Origin of the sequence: Streptomyces palmae, assembly GCF_004684805.1 — a bacterium.
Classification (GTDB): Bacteria; Actinomycetota; Actinomycetes; order Streptomycetales; family Streptomycetaceae; genus Streptomyces; species Streptomyces palmae.
Map to the genome: position 1 here is coordinate 1 of NZ_SRID01000122.1, position 17,106 is coordinate 17,106.

At 72.6% G+C, this 17,106-nt stretch carries 13 protein-coding genes; 5 read left to right on the forward strand and 8 right to left on the reverse strand.

Going from position 1 to position 17,106, the window contains the following annotated elements; genetic code table 11:
• From E4099_RS15155 to E4099_RS15180, 6 genes are all read right to left on the reverse strand, one after another.
• Nucleotides 1–296: ABC transporter permease subunit (locus tag E4099_RS15155; RefSeq protein ID WP_425348255.1), on the reverse strand; the 296-nt coding region annotated here is incomplete at its 3' end.
• A 101-nt stretch (nt 297–397) separates the two neighbouring features.
• On the reverse strand, nt 398–1,630 hold the full coding sequence (locus E4099_RS15160) for a branched-chain amino acid ABC transporter substrate-binding protein (protein ID WP_135339578.1): 1,233 nt from the start codon (nt 1,628–1,630) through the stop codon (nt 398–400).
• A 421-nt stretch (nt 1,631–2,051) separates the two neighbouring features.
• On the reverse strand, nt 2,052–2,492 hold the full coding sequence (locus tag E4099_RS15165; RefSeq protein WP_135339579.1) for a hypothetical protein: 441 nt from the start codon (nt 2,490–2,492) through the stop codon (nt 2,052–2,054).
• 77 nt (nt 2,493–2,569) lie between these two features.
• Nucleotides 2,570–3,457: a trypsin-like serine protease gene (locus tag E4099_RS15170; protein ID WP_209446625.1), complete on the reverse strand. Its 888-nt coding sequence runs from the start codon at nt 3,455–3,457 to the stop codon at nt 2,570–2,572.
• A 204-nt stretch (nt 3,458–3,661) separates the two neighbouring features.
• Nucleotides 3,662–4,168, reverse strand: a complete 507-nt coding sequence (locus E4099_RS15175) for a PaaI family thioesterase (RefSeq protein ID WP_135339580.1) — start codon at nt 4,166–4,168, stop codon at nt 3,662–3,664.
• Between the two features lie 169 nt (nt 4,169–4,337).
• Entirely contained in the window at nt 4,338–6,647 is a 2,310-nt protein-coding gene (locus E4099_RS15180) for an FdhF/YdeP family oxidoreductase (RefSeq protein ID WP_135339581.1), read from the reverse strand.
• 135 nt (nt 6,648–6,782) lie between these two features.
• On the opposite strand from E4099_RS15180, the gene polA reads away from it, so the two are divergent.
• Together polA and E4099_RS15190 are read left to right on the forward strand one after the other, a co-directional pair.
• Complete coding sequence (polA, locus tag E4099_RS15185; RefSeq protein ID WP_386388705.1) at nt 6,783–9,530, forward strand: DNA polymerase I; 2,748 nt, start codon at nt 6,783–6,785, stop codon at nt 9,528–9,530.
• A gap of 99 nt (nt 9,531–9,629) precedes the next feature.
• Nucleotides 9,630–11,402: a lytic transglycosylase domain-containing protein gene (locus E4099_RS15190; protein WP_135339582.1), complete on the forward strand. Its 1,773-nt coding sequence runs from the start codon at nt 9,630–9,632 to the stop codon at nt 11,400–11,402.
• A 141-nt stretch (nt 11,403–11,543) separates the two neighbouring features.
• Here E4099_RS15190 and E4099_RS15195 read toward each other — a convergent pair whose 3' ends face one another.
• On the reverse strand, nt 11,544–12,089 hold the full coding sequence (locus E4099_RS15195; RefSeq protein ID WP_245244865.1) for a MarR family winged helix-turn-helix transcriptional regulator: 546 nt from the start codon (nt 12,087–12,089) through the stop codon (nt 11,544–11,546).
• Between the two features lie 70 nt (nt 12,090–12,159).
• Here E4099_RS15195 and E4099_RS15200 point away from each other — a divergent pair, with 70 nt between their 5' ends.
• The 3 genes from E4099_RS15200 (at nt 12,160) to pgfA (ending at nt 14,301) form a co-directional block, all read left to right on the forward strand.
• Nucleotides 12,160–12,876: an SDR family NAD(P)-dependent oxidoreductase gene (locus tag E4099_RS15200; protein ID WP_135339584.1), complete on the forward strand. Its 717-nt coding sequence runs from the start codon at nt 12,160–12,162 to the stop codon at nt 12,874–12,876.
• A gap of 272 nt (nt 12,877–13,148) precedes the next feature.
• On the forward strand, nt 13,149–13,283 hold the full coding sequence (locus E4099_RS15205) for an SPW_0924 family protein (RefSeq protein ID WP_135339585.1): 135 nt from the start codon (nt 13,149–13,151) through the stop codon (nt 13,281–13,283).
• Nucleotides 13,284–13,296: 13 nt separating this feature from the next.
• Nucleotides 13,297–14,301 (forward strand): cell envelope lipid trafficking protein PgfA, encoded by a 1,005-nt coding sequence (gene pgfA, locus E4099_RS15210; RefSeq protein ID WP_135339586.1) that lies wholly within the window; start codon nt 13,297–13,299, stop codon nt 14,299–14,301.
• A 20-nt stretch (nt 14,302–14,321) separates the two neighbouring features.
• Here pgfA and E4099_RS15215 read toward each other — a convergent pair whose 3' ends face one another.
• On the reverse strand, nt 14,322–17,090 hold the full coding sequence (locus E4099_RS15215; RefSeq protein WP_209446626.1) for an ATP-dependent RNA helicase: 2,769 nt from the start codon (nt 17,088–17,090) through the stop codon (nt 14,322–14,324).
• Between the last annotated feature and the right edge of the window lie 16 nt (nt 17,091–17,106).

The window sequence follows — 17,106 nt, forward strand, 5'->3', positions numbered from 1 at the left end:
AGGCGGGGGGCTCCGCGCAGGGGGCGGTAGGCGAACCGTTCCGCCGCGGTGGCGACGCCGACCGAGGCGATGACGCCGCCGACCAGCATCAGGGGGATGGCCAGGGCCAGGGCGGTGTCGCTGGGGAGCCAGAGGTAGATGGTGAGGGCGCCGAAGCCCCCGATCATGAAGATCTCGCCGTGGGCGAAGTTGATGAGCTGGACGATGCCGTAGACCATGGTGTACCCGATGGCGATGAGGCCGTAGAGGGCACCCAGGGTCAGGCCGTTGACCAGCGTTTGCGGCAGTTCGTGCACCGCAGGGCCTCCGATGAGCGTGTCGGATATGGCACCGCGCGAGGGCGCTGTGGCGCCCTCGCGCGGGTTCGGTCAGGTGGTGCGGGGCGAGGTCGCGGAGGTCAGTCCTTGAAGGTCTCGCTCTTCGCCGACTTCCACGTGCCGCCTTCGACCCGGTAGACGGTGAGCTGCTTGTTGGTGGTGTCGCCGTACTTGTCGAAGGAGACCTTGCCGGTCACGCCGTCGAAGGAGACCTTGCCGAGGGCCTCGACGACCTTCTGGCGGGCGTCGTCGGGGAGCTTGCCGCCGTTGTCCTCCACGACGAGCTTGACGGCCTCGATGATGGCCCAGCCGGCGTCGTAGGAGTAGCCGCCGTAGGCGGCGTAGGGGTCGCTGTAGCCCTCTTCCTTGTAGTTCTTGATGAACTCCTGGGCGGACTTGAGCTTTTCGACGGGGTAGCCGACGGAGGTGGCGAGGTCGCCGTCGTTGCTCTCACCGGACGCCTTGATGAAGGCGGGGTCGTAGATGCCGTCGCCGCCCATGGTGGGGATGTCGGCGCCGGCCTTCTTGATCTGGTCGGAGAGGAGTCCGCCCTCGGGGTACTGGCCGCCGAAGTAGACGGAGTCGGCGCCGGAGGTCTTGACCTTGTCGGCGATGCCGGAGAAGTCGGTCTCCTTGACGGTCAGGTGGTCGGTGCCGACGACCTTGCCGCCGAGCCGTTCGAACTCCTGGCTGAAGATCTTGGAGAGGCCGGCGCCGTAGGCCTGCTTGTCGTCGACGACGTAGACCTTCCGCTTCTTGGCGTCCTTGTAGTAGTACTGCGCGGCGAAGCGGCCCTGGACGATGTCGGTGGTGGCGGTGCGGAAGTAGGTGTCGAAGGGACGGTCCTTCTTGCCCTCGGCCCAGTCCGGTCCCTGGCTGAGGTCCGGGGTGGTGTTGGCGGGGGAGACCTGTGCGAGGTGGGCCTTGGCGAAGACGCCCTGCATGGACTGGGAGACACCGGAGTTGAGCGGGCCGACGACGCCGAGCACGTCGTCGTTGCCGACGAGCTTGGTGGCGTTCTGCTGACCTGAGGCGGGTACGGCCTTGTCGTCGTAGGACTCGACCTTGAAGGTCACGCCGTTGACGTAGTGCTTCTTGTTGGCGATCTTCGCGGCCAGGTCGACGGAGTTCTTGATGCCCTGGCCGAGGGCGGAGAGGGAGCCGGTCAGCGGAGCGTCGACTCCGATGACCACCGTGGTGCTGCCGCTGCCGCTCTCGTCGTCTTTGCCCTCGTCCCGGGATCCGCAGGCGGAGAGGGTGAGCGCTCCGGCGGTTATCGCGGTGGTGAGTATGAGCAAGGAACGGTGTCGCACGGTGAGTCCTTTCCCTGGCGCGGCGCCCCCTGCTGAGGTGCCGGATCGCTCGCCGGGCGGCGTGGTCGTGATGCGGTCGCGGTACGAAGACGCGAGGTGCTGCCCGGCTGCGCGGTGACTGGCCGTGACTCTAAGCGCGAGTTGCGACGAGGGGCAGTGGGGCAGTCCATGATGTGACGTTCTTGTTATGACACAGATCACCCAGTGCCGTCTGTGTAGCGCGATGCGGGAGACAATCAGGGCATTTCATGGCGGACAGCGGTCACCGCATAGTGAGAAGGTGCAGTTCCGCTAAGGAGTTCAAGGGGTGATGACTGCTTACGTGATCCAGGTCACCATGAAGATCGACAAGGGTGATGTGATCTACGTCTCGGATCGCGCGTGAAGATCGTTTCGGCGATTCCAGCGAGGTTACGCAATGTTACTTCTGAGTGGAGGATGCCGTTCCGTGTGGCACGGGGCGCCAGTTCCGCGAGCTGCCGGTGGCGCCGCCCTGGGCCGCGCACTTCTCCGCGACCTGATGTCTGATCAGGTCTTTCGCGGCCTCACTGCCCTCCAGGCGCCGCTTCGCGCGGGCCGCCGCGAGGACCTCGTCATGGAGGGCGAGCTGTTCGTTGGAGAGCCCCTTCTGCTCCCAGTCGAGGCCCGCCCAGCGGCTGCCCTTCAGTGCTTCCAGGGCCCAGTAGGTGACCAGTTCGGTACATGTCCGGACCGGGTCGGCCGGTGCGGAGTGCCGCCGGCCGCCGCTCGCGGGGGCGGGCGGGTCGGCGGGGTGCGCCTGGGAGCAGCCGGCCAGCGCGGCGGCCAGAGTCACGCAGACGGCGGCCCGGCGTGGTCCGTGATGACGGGACGGTGCCCTCATGGATCCACGCTAGGCCGCCGCATCGTGCCACGGCTATGGCCGCGGAACGGGAATCATGCCGCGAAAGGGGCGAGGGCTCAGGGCAGCGTGACGAACGGAGCGAGGAAGTCCCGGGCGCCGGGGGTGTCCAGACGGTACGTCACATTGGTGGCGTAGCAGGGGCCGTCGCCGGTGATGGTGGTCGAGGAGAGCAGCCGAGTGCCGTTCACGATAGCGAAGTTGGGGCCACCGGAGTCGCCGTAGCAGGCGCCGCCGTTGCCCTGCGAGGCGTTCATGGACAGCCGCAGCCAGGCGTCGTTGACGGCGTTGAAGCCGACCGGTGCCTTCATCCGCACCCCGCCGCCGGGGTGGGTCTGCCCGCCAGGGCCGCGCTGGGCCTCCTGGGTGCCGTAGCCGGCCACCGTGAAGTCCGTGGAGTTCAGGCCCTGCGGGCCGAGCCGGTCGAAGAGGCCGGCGGTGGGAAGCTTCGCGGGAGTGAACTGCCAGCGGTTCGCCAGCTGCGCGGCGGGCAGCTGGATGACGGCGATGTCATGGGTGTCGGAGGCCGGTCCGGGGTAGGTGGGGTGGGTGTGGGCGGTGCCCGGCACCGCCACCTCGGCGGCGACCGCCGCGGGGTCGCCGGGGTGTGCGGCCGAGGCCTTGTCCAGCGCCGACTGGACGTCCTGGTCCAGCGAGACGAAGAACCTCACGTTGTCCGGCCAGTCGGTGGTGCAGTGGGCGGCGGTGAGGAAGGTGTCGCGATCCACCATGGTCCCGGAGCAGACCCAGTCGACCCGGTCCGGGGTGGCGGGGTCGGCGTCGTCGTCCCAGGTGGCGATCAGGGCGCCGACCTCGGTGCGCTCCGGTGCCGGGGTGGCGTTGTACGAGTTGATCGCGGAGGCGGGGGTCTGCGCGATCAACGCGAGGGCGGCCGCCGCGGCGGCGAGGGCGGAGGTCCGCTTCCAGGTGGAGCGAATGGCCGGCAAGGCAACTCCTTCGATATGGCTGCTCGGTGGGCCCGTCCGGAGCCGATGCGGTCCGGGGGGCTTCGCCGGGCATTGAAGCGTGCCGGCCGGGTGGTGCGTAACCCCTGGGCGGAAGAAGTGATCACCTGGAGACGGGAGCGTCGCCGCCGGACGGGGCGGTCCCGGCGTGCGGCGGGAGGGGCACCCGCCGCACGTGCCGGGCCGCTACCGGGCCGCGGCGTTGCGGGCCTTGTCGATGTCGGCCAGGGTGGCGCCGGGGTCGGCCGGGCGCAGCAGGCAGGTCAGCCGGGCGGTGCACACCCGCCGGTCCTCCTCGTCGGTGATGACGATCTCGTAGGTGGCGGTGGAGCGGCCCCGGTGCACCGGGGTGGCGACTCCGGTGACCAGCCCGGAGCGGACGCCGCGGTGGTGGGTGCAGTTGAGGTCCACGCCGACCGCGATCTTGCCGCTGCCGCCGTGCAGCATGGCGCCGATGGAGCCGAGGGTCTCGGCCAGTACGGCGGAGGCGCCGCCGTGCAGCAGTCCGTACGGCTGGGTGTTGCCCTCCACCGGCAGGGTGCCCACCACCCGCTCGGGGGCGGCCTCCCGGATCACCAGGCCCATCCGGGTGCCCAGGTGTCCGGCGGAGAACAGTGCGGGGAGGTCGACGCCGAGCGCCGCGTACTCGTCGATGACCTCCTGCGGGAACTTCACAGTGCTCTGCTCGCCCATGGCTCCGGCTCCGTTCGTCTGGCGGTGGTGCGCACGCTTCCGGCCAGCATAGTGAGCGGGTGCTTAGGGGATGCCGGACGGGTTCCGAGGCGGCCGTGGCCGCCTTCGGAACACGCGTCGGACGCCCCGTGAGCCGTCCGCCGGCGCCGTCCGCCGGCCGGGGCGGAGGCTAGGCGTCCTCGGGGGCGCGGCCGACCGGTTCCAGGCGGATCACCAGCGACTTGCTGGCCGGGGTGTTGCTGACGTCGGCGGTGGCGTCCAGCGGCACCAGGACGTTGGTCTCCGGGTAGTAGGAGGCGGCGCAGCCGCGTGCGGTGGGGTAGTGGACCACCCGGAATCCGGTGGCCCGCCGCTCGGTGCCGTCCGTCCACTCGCTGACCAGGTCCGCGTAGCTCCCGTCCGGCAGGCCCAGCTCACGCGCGTCCTCGGGGTGCACCAGCACCACGCGGCGGCCGTTCTTGATGCCGCGGTAGCGGTCGTTCAGGCCGTAGATGGTGGTGTTGTACTGGTCGTGGGAGCGGAGTGTCTGGAGCAGCAGCCGGCCGTCCGGCAGCCGCGGGTACTCCACCTCGGCCGCGGTGAAGTTCGCCTTCCCGGTGGCGGTGGGGAAGCTGCGGTCGTCGCGCGGTCCGTGCGGCAGGGCGAACCCGCCCGGCCGGGCGACCTTGGCGTTGAAGTCCTCGAAGCCGGGGATCACCCGGGCGATCCGGTCCCGTACCGCCGCGTAGTCGCGGCCGAACTCCTCCCAGGGGGTGCGGCTGCCCGGCCCGAGCACCCGGCGGGCCAGCCGGCACACGATGGCGGGCTCGGAGAGCAGCAGCGGCCCGGCCGGCTCCAGCCGCCCGCGGGAGGCGTGCACCATGCCCATGGAGTCCTCCACGGTGACGAACTGCGCCACCGGCCTGCCGTCCGGGCCCGGCTGCAGGTCGCGGTCGGTGCGGCCCAGGGTGGGCAGGATCAGCGCCCGCGCGCCGGTCACCACGTGGGAGCGGTTGAGCTTGGTGGACACATGGACGGTGAGCCGGGCCCGGCGCATCGCGGACTCGGTGACCTCGGTGTCGGGGGAGGCGGCGACGAAGTTGCCGCCCATGGCGAAGAAGACCTTCGCCTGCCCGTCCCGCAGCGCCCGGATGGCCCGCACCACGTCCAGTCCGTGCTCGCGGGGCGGGGCGAAGCCGAACTCCTTCTCCAGGGCGTCCAGGAAGGCGGGGGCGGGCCGCTCGAAGATGCCCATGGTGCGGTCGCCCTGGACGTTGCTGTGGCCGCGCACCGGGCACACGCCGGCTCCCGGCCGGCCGATGTTGCCGCGCAGCAGGAGGAAGTTGACCACCTCGCGGATGGTGGGCACCGCGTGCTTGTGCTGGGTCAGGCCCATCGCCCAGCAGACGATGGTGCGCCGGGAGGCCAGCACCATGGCCAGGGCCTGCTCGATCTCCGCCCGGCTCAGCCCGGTGGCGGTCAGCGTCTGGTCCCAGTCGGCGCCGCGGGCGGCCTCGGCGAACTCCTCGAAGCCGTGGGTGTGGGTGCGGACGAACTCCTCGTCCACCGCGCCCTCGGTCTCCAGGATCAGCCGGTTCAGGGCGCGGAAGAGGGCCTGGTCGCCGCCGAGCCGGATCTGCAGGAAGAGATCGGTGAGCGGGGTGCCGCGGCCGGCCAGTCCGCGCGGGGTCTGGGGGTTGCGGAACCGCTCCAGGCCGGCCTCGGGCAGCGGGTTGACGCTGATGATCCGGGCGCCGCCGGCCTTGGCCCGCTCCAGCGCGGTGAGCATCCGCGGATGGTTGGTGCCAGGGTTCTGCCCGGCCACGATGATCAGGTCCGCCTGGTGCAGGTCCTCCAGCAGCACGCTGCCCTTGCCCACCCCCAGGGTCTCGGTGAGGGCCGAGCCGGAGGACTCGTGGCACATGTTGGAGCAGTCGGGGAGGTTGTTGGTGCCGAACTCGCGGGCGAAGAGCTGGTAGAGGAAGGCCGCCTCGTTGCTGGTGCGGCCGGAGGTGTAGAAGACGGCCTCGTCGGGGGAGGCGAGCCCGGTCAGCTCCTCGGCGATGATGTCGAAGGCCCGCTCCCAGGAGACCGGCTCGTACCGCTCGGCCCCCTCGGCGAGGTACATCGGCTCGGTGAGCCGGCCCTGCTGGCCCAGCCAGTAGCCGCTGCGGGTGGCCAGCTCGGCCACCGGGTGGGCGGCGAAGAAGGCGGGGGTGACCCGGCGCAGCGTCGCCTCCTCGGCGACGGCCTTGGCGCCGTTCTCGCAGAACTCGATGGCGGGCCGCTTGTCGGGCTCCGGCCAGGCGCAGCCGGGGCAGTCGAAGCCGTCCTTCTGGTTGATCCGCAGCAGGGTGAGCGCGCTGCGGCGCACGCCCATCTGCTGCTGGGCGATGCGCAGCGAGTGGCCGATGGCGGGCAGGCCGGCGGCGGCGTGCTGCGGGGCCCCGACCTCGGGCGCGTCCTGAACCGGATCCCCGGCGGGCGGCTTGGTTGCCATGGCGCTCCCCCTTGAGCGGTCGTGGGCCTCGATCGCGGATGCGAGCGGGGTGAATCCTTTCACGGAAGACCGGGGGCCGCGCCTGCGGCACCGTGTGTGGGCGGGATTGTCGGTGGGCCGTGGCAGGATCGGAGCGTGGCAGAGAAAGCATCGAAGAAGAACGCTCAGCACGCACCGACCGCGCCGGACGCCGGGCGAGGAGAGCAGGGGGGCCGTCCGCGCCTGATGCTGCTGGACGGGCACTCGCTCGCGTACCGGGCGTTCTTCGCGCTGCCCGCGGAGAACTTCAACACCACCACCGGGCAGACGACCAATGCGATCTACGGGTTCGCGTCGATGCTGGCGAACACGTTGCGTGATGAGCGGCCCACGCATCTGGCGGTGGCCTTCGACGTCTCCCGCAAGACCTGGCGGTCGGAGGAGTTCACCGAGTACAAGGCGAACCGCTCCAAGACCCCGGACGAGTTCAAGGGTCAGGTGGAGCTGATCGGCGAGCTGCTGGACACGATGAACGTGAGCCGCTTCGCGGTGGACGGCTTCGAGGCCGACGACGTGATCGCCACGCTGGCCACCCAGGCCGAGGCCGAGGGCTTCGAGGTGCTGATCGTCACCGGCGACCGGGACTCCTTCCAGCTGGTCAGCGATCAGGTGACGGTGCTCTACCCGACCAAGGGCGTCTCCGAGCTGACCCGGTTCACCCCGGAGAAGGTGCAGGAGAAGTACGGGCTCACGCCCAACCAGTACCCGGACTTCGCGGCGCTGCGCGGCGACCCGTCGGACAACCTGCCCGGCATCCCCGGGGTGGGGGAGAAGACGGCGGCGAAGTGGATCAACCAGTTCGGTTCGTTCGCGCAGCTGGTGGAGCGGGCCGACGAGGTCAAGGGCAAGGTCGGCGAGAAGCTCCGCGACCACCTGGAGTCGGTCAAGCTCAACCGGCGGCTGACCGAGCTGGTGCGGGACGTGGAGCTGCCGACGGGTCCGGGCGGGCTGGAGCGCCGGCCCTACGACCGGCAGGCGCTGTCGGTGATCCTGGACGCCCTGGAGTTCCGCCACCAGAACTTCCGCGACCGGCTGCTGGCCGCCGATCCGGGCCAGGTCACCGAGGAGGCTCCGCCGGCCGCGGGTGTCTCGGTGGACGGTGTGGCGCTGGGCGCGGGCGAGCTGGCCCCCTGGCTGGCCGAGCACGGCACCGGCCCGCTGGGCCTGGCCACCGTGCACGCCTGGGCGCTGGGCGCCGGCAGTGTCAGCGAGATCGCGCTGGCCACCGCCGCCGGTCCGGCCGCCTGGTTCGACCCGACCGCGCTCGACGAGGCGGACGAGCAGGCCTTCGCTGCCTGGATCGCGGACGCCGACCGGCCCAAGGTGCTGCACGACGCCAAGGGCGTGATGCGGGTCTTCGCCGAGCACGGCTGGTCGGTGGACGGCGTGCGGATGGACACCGCGCTCGCCGCCTACCTGGTCAAGCCGGGCCGCCGCTCGTTCGCGCTGGACGCCCTGTCGGTGGAGTACCTGGGCCGGGAGCTGGCGCCGGCCGCCGCCGACGGGCAGCTGGCCTTCGGCGTGGACGAGCAGGCCGAGCAGGACGCCCTGATGCTGCAGGCGCGCGCCATCGTGGACCTGGGCGAGGCGTTCGGCGAGCGGCTGCGGGCGGTGGGTGCCGCCGAGCTGCTGCACGAGATGGAGCTGCCGAGCTCCGAGCTGCTGGCCAGGATGGAGCGGGCGGGTATCGCGGCCGACCGGGCCTGGCTGGAGCGGATGGAGCAGCAGTTCGCGGCGGCCGTCCAGCAGGCGGTGCGGGAGGCGCACAGCGCGGTGGGCCATGAGTTCAACCTGGGCTCGCCCAAGCAGCTGCAGGAGGTGTTCTTCGGCGAGCTGGGCCTGCCCAAGACCAAGAAGACCAAGACCGGGTACACCACCGACGCCGACGCGCTCGCCTGGTTGGCCGGGCAGACCGACCACGAGCTGCCGGTGATCATGCTGCGGCACCGGGAGCAGGCCCGGCTGCGCTCCACCGTCGAGGGCCTGATCAAGACCATCGCGCCCGACGGACGGATCCACACCACCTTCAACCAGACCGTGGCGGCGACCGGTCGGCTCTCCTCCACCGACCCCAACCTGCAGAACATCCCCGTCCGCACCGACGAGGGCCGGGCGATCCGGCGCGGCTTCGTGGTCGGCGAGGGCTTCGAGTCGCTGCTGACCGCCGACTACAGCCAGATCGAGCTGCGGGTGATGGCCCACCTCTCCGAGGACGAGGGCCTGATCGAGGCGTTCACCTCCGGCGAGGACCTGCACACCACGGTCGCCTCGCAGGTGTTCGGGGTGGGCACCGGCGAGGTCGACCCCGAGATGCGCCGCAAGATCAAGGCGATGTCCTACGGACTGGCGTACGGACTTTCGGCGTTCGGCCTCTCCCAGCAGCTCACCATCGCGCCCGACGAGGCGCGCAAGCTGATGGACACCTACTTCGAGCGGTTCGGCGGGGTCCGCGACTATCTGCAGCGGGTCGTGGAGGAGGCGCGCGCCACCGGCTACACCGAGACCATCTTCGGCCGCCGCCGGTACCTCCCCGACCTCACCAGCGACAACCGCCAACGCCGGGAGATGGCCGAGCGGATGGCGTTGAACGCGCCCATCCAGGGCACCGCGGCCGACATCGTCAAGATCGCCATGCTCAAGGTGGACCAGGCGCTGCGCGCGGCGCGGCTCGACTCCCGGATGCTGCTCCAGGTGCACGACGAGATCGTGTTGGAGATCGCCCCCGGTGAGAGGGAACGCGTCGAGGGCCTGGTGCGTCAGGAGATGAAGAGCGCGGTTTCCCTGCGGGCCCCGCTGGACGTCTCCATCGGCCACGGCGCCGACTGGGAGTCGGCGGCCCACTGAGGGCCTTGGGAGACCGGTGACTGGGGGCCGCACCGTGCCGTAGTGTCACGAGCGTTGACGCGCGGGAGCGCCCGACGCCCGACGGGAGGGGAACGCAGCATGGCAGCGCACTACGGTCGGCGGCTTCGCAAAGGGGCGGCCACCACGGCGGTGGCGGCGATAGCGATGGCCGCGCTCACCGCTTCACAGGCCCCCGGTTTCGCCGGCACCACGCACAGCGAGCGGGACAGCGCGAGCGGCACCAGGCCCACACCACCATCCGGTACGCCCATCGACGGCGGCTCGTCCTACCAGCGGGACCTGCCGCCGTTGGTCAAGCCGGGCCGCCCCGACGCCTCCAAGGACCTACCCGGAAGCGGCTCCGACCAGGGGCAGGGCCCGCTCGTCGTCACCGGACCGGCCGAGCGGGGCATACCGGCGACGGTGCTGGCCGCGTACAAGAAGGCCGAGGCCGCCCTGCGGGAGCAGAACCCGGGCTGCAACCTGCCCTGGGAGTTGCTGGCCGCGATCGGGAAGGTCGAGTCCGGGCAGGCGCGCGGCGGCGCGGTGGACGCCCAGGGCACCACCCGTACGCCGATCCTGGGCCCCCAGCTCAACGGCAACGGCTTCGCCAACATCACCGACACCGACAACGGCCGGTACGACGGCGACACCACCCATGACCGCGCCGTCGGCCCGATGCAGTTCATCCCCTCCACCTGGGCGAGTTGGGGCCGGGACGGAAACGGCGACGGCGCCAAGGACCCCAACAACGTCTACGACGCGGCGCTGGCCGCCGGCGGCTACCTGTGCGCCGGTGGACGGGACCTGTCGGTCAAGGCCCATCTGGACCGCGCGATCCTCGGCTACAACCACTCCCAGGCGTACCTGAACACGGTGCTGTCCTGGTTCGAGTTCTACCGGAACGGCACCCACCAGGTGCCCGACAGCACCAGCGTGGTGCCCTCGGGGACCGGTTCCGCGGACCACTCGGGCAAGCCGAAGGACACGAACGGCAAGAACGGCAAGAGCAAGGACAAGAACAAGGACAAGACTCCGGGCAAGCCGAAGGACGACGGCAAGGGGAAGCCCACCCCCAAGCCGAACGACCCCGCCCCCGGGCAGGGCGGCACGGACGACGGCAAGCCCAACCCGCAGGAGCCGCCGCTGCCCACCCCGGCGACCGTCAGCGACATCGCCGCGGTCGGCGGCGGCGAGCTGACCTCGGTCGCCGGGCAGGACTTCACGGCGGCGCCCCGGGTGCGCGCGGTCAACGCCCAGGGCAAGCCGGTCGCGGGCGTCAAGGTGCGTTACGAGATCCAGGGCGAGACGGACTCCGCCTTCTCCGGTTCCCAGGGCGCGGTGCGCCAGGCCACCGTGCTGACCGACCGGGACGGCATCGCCGAGGCACCGAAGCTCCACGCCGGCCAGGTCACCGGCGAGTTCACGGTGCGGGCCACCGTGGTGGACAAGGACCTGGACCCGGCCGACTTCACGGCCACCGTGACCGCCCCGCCCACGCCCCCGGCCGACTCCCTGGTCCGTACCGACACCACGGTCCTGGCGGCCACCACCGCCGGCTCGTTCACCGACCGGATCCACCTCAAGGCCGACTACCAGGGCAAGGCGGCGGCCGGCGTGCTGGTGACCGCCACCATGGTCACCACCGACCTGGCCGGGTCCCGGCAGAACGACAAGGGCCCCTACTTCAAGGACGCCCACGGCAAGCCGGTGCGCGTCCTGTCGGGCCTGAAGACCGGTGCGGACGGGGCGCTGGTCCTGCCGCAGATCTTCACCGACGACCAGGCCGGTGACTTCCGGCTCCGGCTGACCACCGAGGACGGCGCGGCGCTCGTCGTCACCCTGCACGTCACCGCGGCCACCGCCGGCTGACGGCCGGCCAGGGCCCGGCACAGGGCCCTGGCCCACCAGCGACCCGCACCGCCCGCGCACCGAGCGCGCGGGCGGTGCGGCGCGTCGGCCGCCCTGGAGTGGATCGGCGGTCTTCGGATGGCTCCCGCTCGGCCCCGGTGGTCACTTCTCTTCGTGGCGGGTGCGCTCTCGGACGTCGGACATCAGTTTGCCCAGGAGCGCGGTGAGCGCGGCCCGTTCATCGTCCGACAGGCAGCTGACGAGCACGGCCTCGCGACCGAGGACGGTGTCGACGGACCGTTCGATGAGTGCGTGGCCTTCGGCTGTCAGCTCCACCAGAACGGTGCGCCGGCCGGCGTCCCCGGGCGTTCGCCGCACGAGGCCGTCTCGTTCCGCTCGGGCGACGCGCTGTGAGATCGCACCGGCGGTCACCAGGGTCCGCCGGGCGATCTCGCGGGTGCTGAGGGTGTAGGGCGGCCCGGAGCGGCGGATGACGGACAGCAGGTCGAGGGTGGCCGCGTCGATCCCGGCCTCGCGAAGCGCGCGGTTGCGGTCGTCGGTGAAGAGCTTCGCCAGCCACCAGATGGGAGTGACGACCTCGATGGACTCTGTCGGAGTTCCCGGTCGTTCCCGCCGCCAGGCCGTGGCGATGTCGGTGGCGGAGGGAGCGGACGCTGAGTCCCCTGTTCCGAATTCGATGGTGGTCACGGCGTGCTCCCCTGCCCTCATAGGCGCTACGTTTAGGTCTAAACATAGAGCAGCGGAAGCAGGAGGACTCGTGAACCGCACTGTTCTCGTCACCGGTGGCACCAGCGGTATCGGCCGCGCGATCGCCCAGAGGTTCGCCGCCGACGGGGCAGAGGTCTTCATCACCGGACGAAACCCCGACACCGTCGAACAGGCGGCCAAGGAGATCGGAGCGCGCGGCGTTGCCTGCGACGCCACCTCGGCGGAGCAGGTCCGGGCACTCGCTGCCCAACTCGGCGAGGTGGACGTCCTGGTCAACGCCGCCGGAGGGTTGCCTGAGCCCGCGTCCGGCGACCCGTCGACGCTGGAAGCGCAACTGGCCCAGTGGCACAGCAGCCTGGCGCGGAACCTTCTCACCGCGGTGCTGACCACCCTCGCGGTCCAGCACAAGCTCACCGGCGACAGCTGCGTGATCAGCATCGGCTCGATCGGCGCCGAGCGCCGAGGGGGCTCCTATGGCGCGGCCAAAGCCGCCCTGGCCGCCTGGAACGCCTCCCTGTCCGCCGAACTCGCCCCCCGGGGCGCCACCTGCAACGTGATCTCCGCGGGCTTCGTCGCCGGCACGAACTTCTTCCGTGGCCAACTGGCCGAAGAACGTCACCGCGCGCTCGTGGAAGAGACGCACGACAAGCGCCCGGGAACGGTCGACGACATCGCCCAGACGGCCTTCTTCCTCGCCTCTCCGGGGGCCCGGCACATCACCGGCCAGACCATCCACGTCAACGGAGGCGCCTTCACCACGCGGTAGCGCCCGACGTACGGCCGGCCCCGGCGGCGCCCCACCCGCGCGGGGCGCCGCCGGGGCCGGCCGCGGATCGCCCGCGAAGGGCCTGTGCCCCTGCTCGCCGAGCCGGAGGAGTTCAAGTGCGCTCTGCCCGGGAGGACGCCGACAGCCCGGGCTGCTCCGTGGTCTTCCCGGCCAAGACCACCGGGACCTCCCCACGGCCCGAGCTGTTCTCATCTGCGCCCCGCGTTGCTACCGTGCCCGCAATCTGACGCGGCATCAGCTACGGAGGCGTTATGCGCGCGCTCCTCGCGGCGGCCATCGGACTCGCCGCCGCCCTCGCACTCGTCCTCACCGTCACGGCCATCGGCGCGCCCAGCGGCCGGACCTCTCCGAAACCGCTGCTCACGACCGTCCCCGAGCACCCCTAGAGAGGGGCCGGACATGCGCCGCACCGCCAGCCTGACGCTGCTCGCCTGCGCCGTCTTCCTCGCCGCCCTGGCACCGCTGATCCGCTGGTACGCCTACCCGCGGCTGGCCAAGGTGCCGCCCGACGAGTACCAGACCGCGGTCCTGGAGGCGAAACCCGCCACCCTCCTCGACTACACCACCCTGCAACCCCGGCGCGTGCCCAAGGTCACCATCGTCCAGACCCTGCGCGGCAACGTGGCCGCCTCGGAGCGGGTCGAGAAGAAGACCGGACGCGATGTGGTGGTCTGGGACGCCCTGTCCTATGTGGTCGGTCCGGACGGGCGGATGGTCTCCGAGATCCCCGAACGCTACGCCTTCGACGCCCACTCCCAGGAACCGGTGCACGCCCCGGGGGAGATGGTCGACGGCGACCCGGTCCGGCGCACCGGTATCGAGTTCAAGTGGCCCTTCCTCACCCAGAAGCGGGACTACCGGTACTTCGACGCCCAGACCCGCCGCTCGGCCCCCATCCGCTACCGGGGCACCCGGGAGTTCCACGGCCTCACCGTCTACTACTTCGAGCAGACCATCCCCTGGACCCGGGTGCCGCTGCCCAAGAAACTGCCCGTCGGCGGCGTCACCCGGGAGGCGGTGGCCAAGGCGGGCACCACCCGCTGGTACACCACCAAGCGCATGTTCTGGGTCGAGCCGGTCACCGGCGCCCCGGTCAACGGCGAGGAGATCCACCGCGAGGAACTGCGCGGCGGGGCCATCCTGGGAGGCCGGGACCGGGTCACCGCCTTCTCCGGGCACATCCGGATGCGGGCCGACTACCTCCGGTACACCGTCGACCTGGTGACCACCCAGCGCCGGCTGGTGCTGCTGCTGACCCGCTGGCTGCCGTGGGGCTGCACCGCCCTGGGCGGCACCCTGCTGGTGGCGGCCCTGCTGCTGGAGGCGCGCGGCCGCCGGCCCGCCACCGAGGACGCCGCCGACCGCGCACGCCTCGCCACCGAGCGGCTGCCAGCCCCCTCCTGACCGCCTCGGCCCGGCCTCGCCTAGCGGCGCGGGTTGGTACGCCGGGTGGGCTGGGCCGTCGACGGGTCCTCGGGCCAGGGGTGCTTGGGATAGCGGCCCCGCAGCTCCGCCCGCACCGACCGGTAGCCGCCCCGCCAGAACGACGCCAGATCCGCGGTGACCGCCGCCGGGCGCCCGGCGGGGGAGAGCAGGTGCACCAGCACCGGCACCCCCGCCACCCGCGGGGTGTCCGCCAGGCCGAACATCTCCTGGAGCTTCACCGCCAGTACGGGCTGGTCGCCGCCGTAGTCCAGACGGACCCGCGAACCACTGGGAACCTCGATCCGCTCGGGTGCCAGCTCCTCCAGCCGGGCGGCCTCCCCGGTGGCCCAGGGCAGCAGGCGCCCCAGCGCCGCCACGGTGTCGATCCGCTCCAGATCCGCCCGCCGCCGGGCCGCGGACAGCTCCGGCTCCAGCCACTCCCCGGCGCGCTCCACCAGGGCGGCATCCGACACCTCGGGCCAGGGGTCACCCAGCACCCGGTGGAGGAAGGCCAGCCGCTGCCGCAGCCGGAGCCCGTCCGCCGACCAGCGCAGCAGCTCCAGCCCCTCCCGCCGCAACCCCGCCAGCAGCGCGGCGCGCAACCGCCCGGGCTCCGCAGCGGCCAGCGGCCGGGAGGCCAGCTCGATCGCCCCCAGCCGCGTCACCTCCCGGGCCACCACATCGCCGTCCACCCAACCCACCTCCGCCCCGCCGGAGCACAGCGCGGCGGCGGCCCGCCGGGCGGTGTCCGCGTCGGTCACCGCGGCCAGCCGCACCCGCGCGGAGGCAGCCGTCGCCGGGCGGTCCGCCACCGCGACGGCCAGCCACGGGGCCCCGCGCAGCGGAGAACCCTCGGCCGTCTCGGCCGCCGTCCCGGAGGCCATCAGGAACGAGCCCTCCCCCCGCGCCCGGGCCACCCGCTCCGGAAAGGCCAGCGCGGCGACCACCCCCGCGGCCACGTCATCCCGATGCGTGCCGGTGCCGGTGTGCGGGGCGGTGGTGGGTTCCGGCCGCTTGTCCGGTGCGGGGGCCGGGGTCCCGGGTGTGTGTCGGTCGGACACCGGGCGGTCCGGATGCGTGCCGGCCGTCCCCGTGCCGGTGCGGGTGCCGGTGTGCGGGGCGGTGGCGGGCTCCGGTCGGTTGTCCGGTGCGGGGGTGGTGGCAGGGGTCCCCGGTGCCCGTCCGCCGGAAGCCAGCGCCCGTTCCAGTCGGCGCGCCTCCTGGCGCCACCGCGCGGCATAGCCGTCCTGGCCTCGGCGGGCGGTGCGCCAGGCCGCCGCCAGGTCGTCCCCGTACTCGCGCGGCGGCTCCTCGCTCAGCAGGGCAACGATCTCCGCGGCCCGGCGGCCGCCGACCTCCTCGGCGCCGTCCACCAGCGCCCGGGCCAGCCGCGGGTGCACGCCCAGCCGGGCCAGCCGGCCACCCCGCTCGGTGGCCCGGCCCCGCTCGTCCACGGCACCGATCGCGGTCAGCACCTCGCGTGCCGCGGCCATCGCCCCGCCCGGAGGCGGATCCAGCAGGGCCAGCCCGGAGGCGTCCGGATCGCCCCAGCACGCGGCCTGGAGGGCGAACGCCGTCAGGTCGGCGACCGCGATCTCCGGGGCCGGCCAGCGCGGCGCCCGCGCGTCCTCGGCCTCGCTCCAGCAGCGGTAGACGGTGCCCGGTGCCTCCCGGCCGGCCCGCCCGGCACGCTGCCGGGCGGCGGCCTGCGAGGCCCGCACGGTGGTCAGTGAGCTCAGCCCCCTGGCGTGGTCGGTACGCGGCTCCCGGGCCAGACCGCTGTCGACCACCACCCGCACGCCCGGCACGGTCAGGCTGGACTCGGCCACCGAGGTGGCCAGGACCACCCGCCGCCCACCGCCCGCGTCCCCGGCCGGCCCCTCACCGGCGGCGCCGCCCGCCCTCGTGCGGCCCGCGAGCACCGCGTCCTGGACCGCGGCCGGCGCCCGGCCGTGCACCTGGAGCACCTCCGCCCCGCAGCCGCCCAGCAGACCCGCCACCCGGGCGATCTCGCCCACGCCGGGGAGGAAGCACAGCACATCCCCGGCCCGCTCGGCCAGCGCCCTCCGGACCACCGCGGCCACATGGCCGAGCAGCGCCGGATCGACCCGCATCCCGTGGGGCGGACGCACCGGCCTGGGCGGCGGCGCCCACACCACGGCGACCGGGTGGGAGGCCCCCTCCGCCTCGACCACCGGGGCATCCCCGTCCCCCGACCCCAGCAGCCGGGACCAGCCGGCCGCGTCCGTCGTCGCGGAGGCGGCGATCAGCCGGAGCTCGGGCCGCAGGGTGGCGCGTACGTCCAGCAGGAACGCGGCGGCGGTGTCGGCGTCCAGATGCCGCTCGTGGCACTCGTCGAGGATCACCGTGTCCACCCCGGTCAACTCGGGGTCCCGCTGCAACCGCTGCAGCAGTACGCCGGTGGTGACCACCTCGACCACGGTGCGCGGCCCGGCGCGCCGCTCGCCGCGCACGGTGAAGCCGATCCGCCCCGGTCCGCCGGCCTCCGGTGCCGTCTCGCCCAGCAGCCAGGCCATCCGCCGGGCGGCGGCGCGAGCCGCGATCCGCCGCGGCTCGGCGACCAGCACCCGGCGCACCGGCCCGGCACCGTCCAGCAGCCCGGCGAGTGCCAGCGGCACCAGGGTGGTCTTGCCGGTTCCGGGCGGGGCGCACAGCACCGCGGTGCCGTGTTCGTCCAGGGCCCGCAGCAGGGCGGGCACGGCGGTACGTACGGGGAGCTGGGCGAGCGCGTCGGTCCGGATCGTCACCGCCCCATCCTCCCAG

What these genes read in the sequence shown, in the direction of transcription:
- E4099_RS15165 (WP_135339579.1), bottom strand. Translation starts at nt 2,492, where the DNA reads ATGAGGGCACCGTCCCGTCATCACGGACCACGCCGGGCCGCCGTCTGC.
- E4099_RS15175 (WP_135339580.1), bottom strand. Translation starts at nt 4,168, where the DNA reads ATGGGCGAGCAGAGCACTGTGAAGTTCCCGCAGGAGGTCATCGACGAG.
- E4099_RS15180 (WP_135339581.1), bottom strand. Translation starts at nt 6,647, where the DNA reads ATGGCAACCAAGCCGCCCGCCGGGGATCCGGTTCAGGACGCGCCCGAG.
- E4099_RS15190 (WP_135339582.1), top strand. Translation starts at nt 9,630, where the DNA reads ATGGCAGCGCACTACGGTCGGCGGCTTCGCAAAGGGGCGGCCACCACG.
- E4099_RS15205 (WP_135339585.1), top strand. Translation starts at nt 13,149, where the DNA reads ATGCGCGCGCTCCTCGCGGCGGCCATCGGACTCGCCGCCGCCCTCGCA.
- pgfA (WP_135339586.1), top strand. Translation starts at nt 13,297, where the DNA reads ATGCGCCGCACCGCCAGCCTGACGCTGCTCGCCTGCGCCGTCTTCCTC.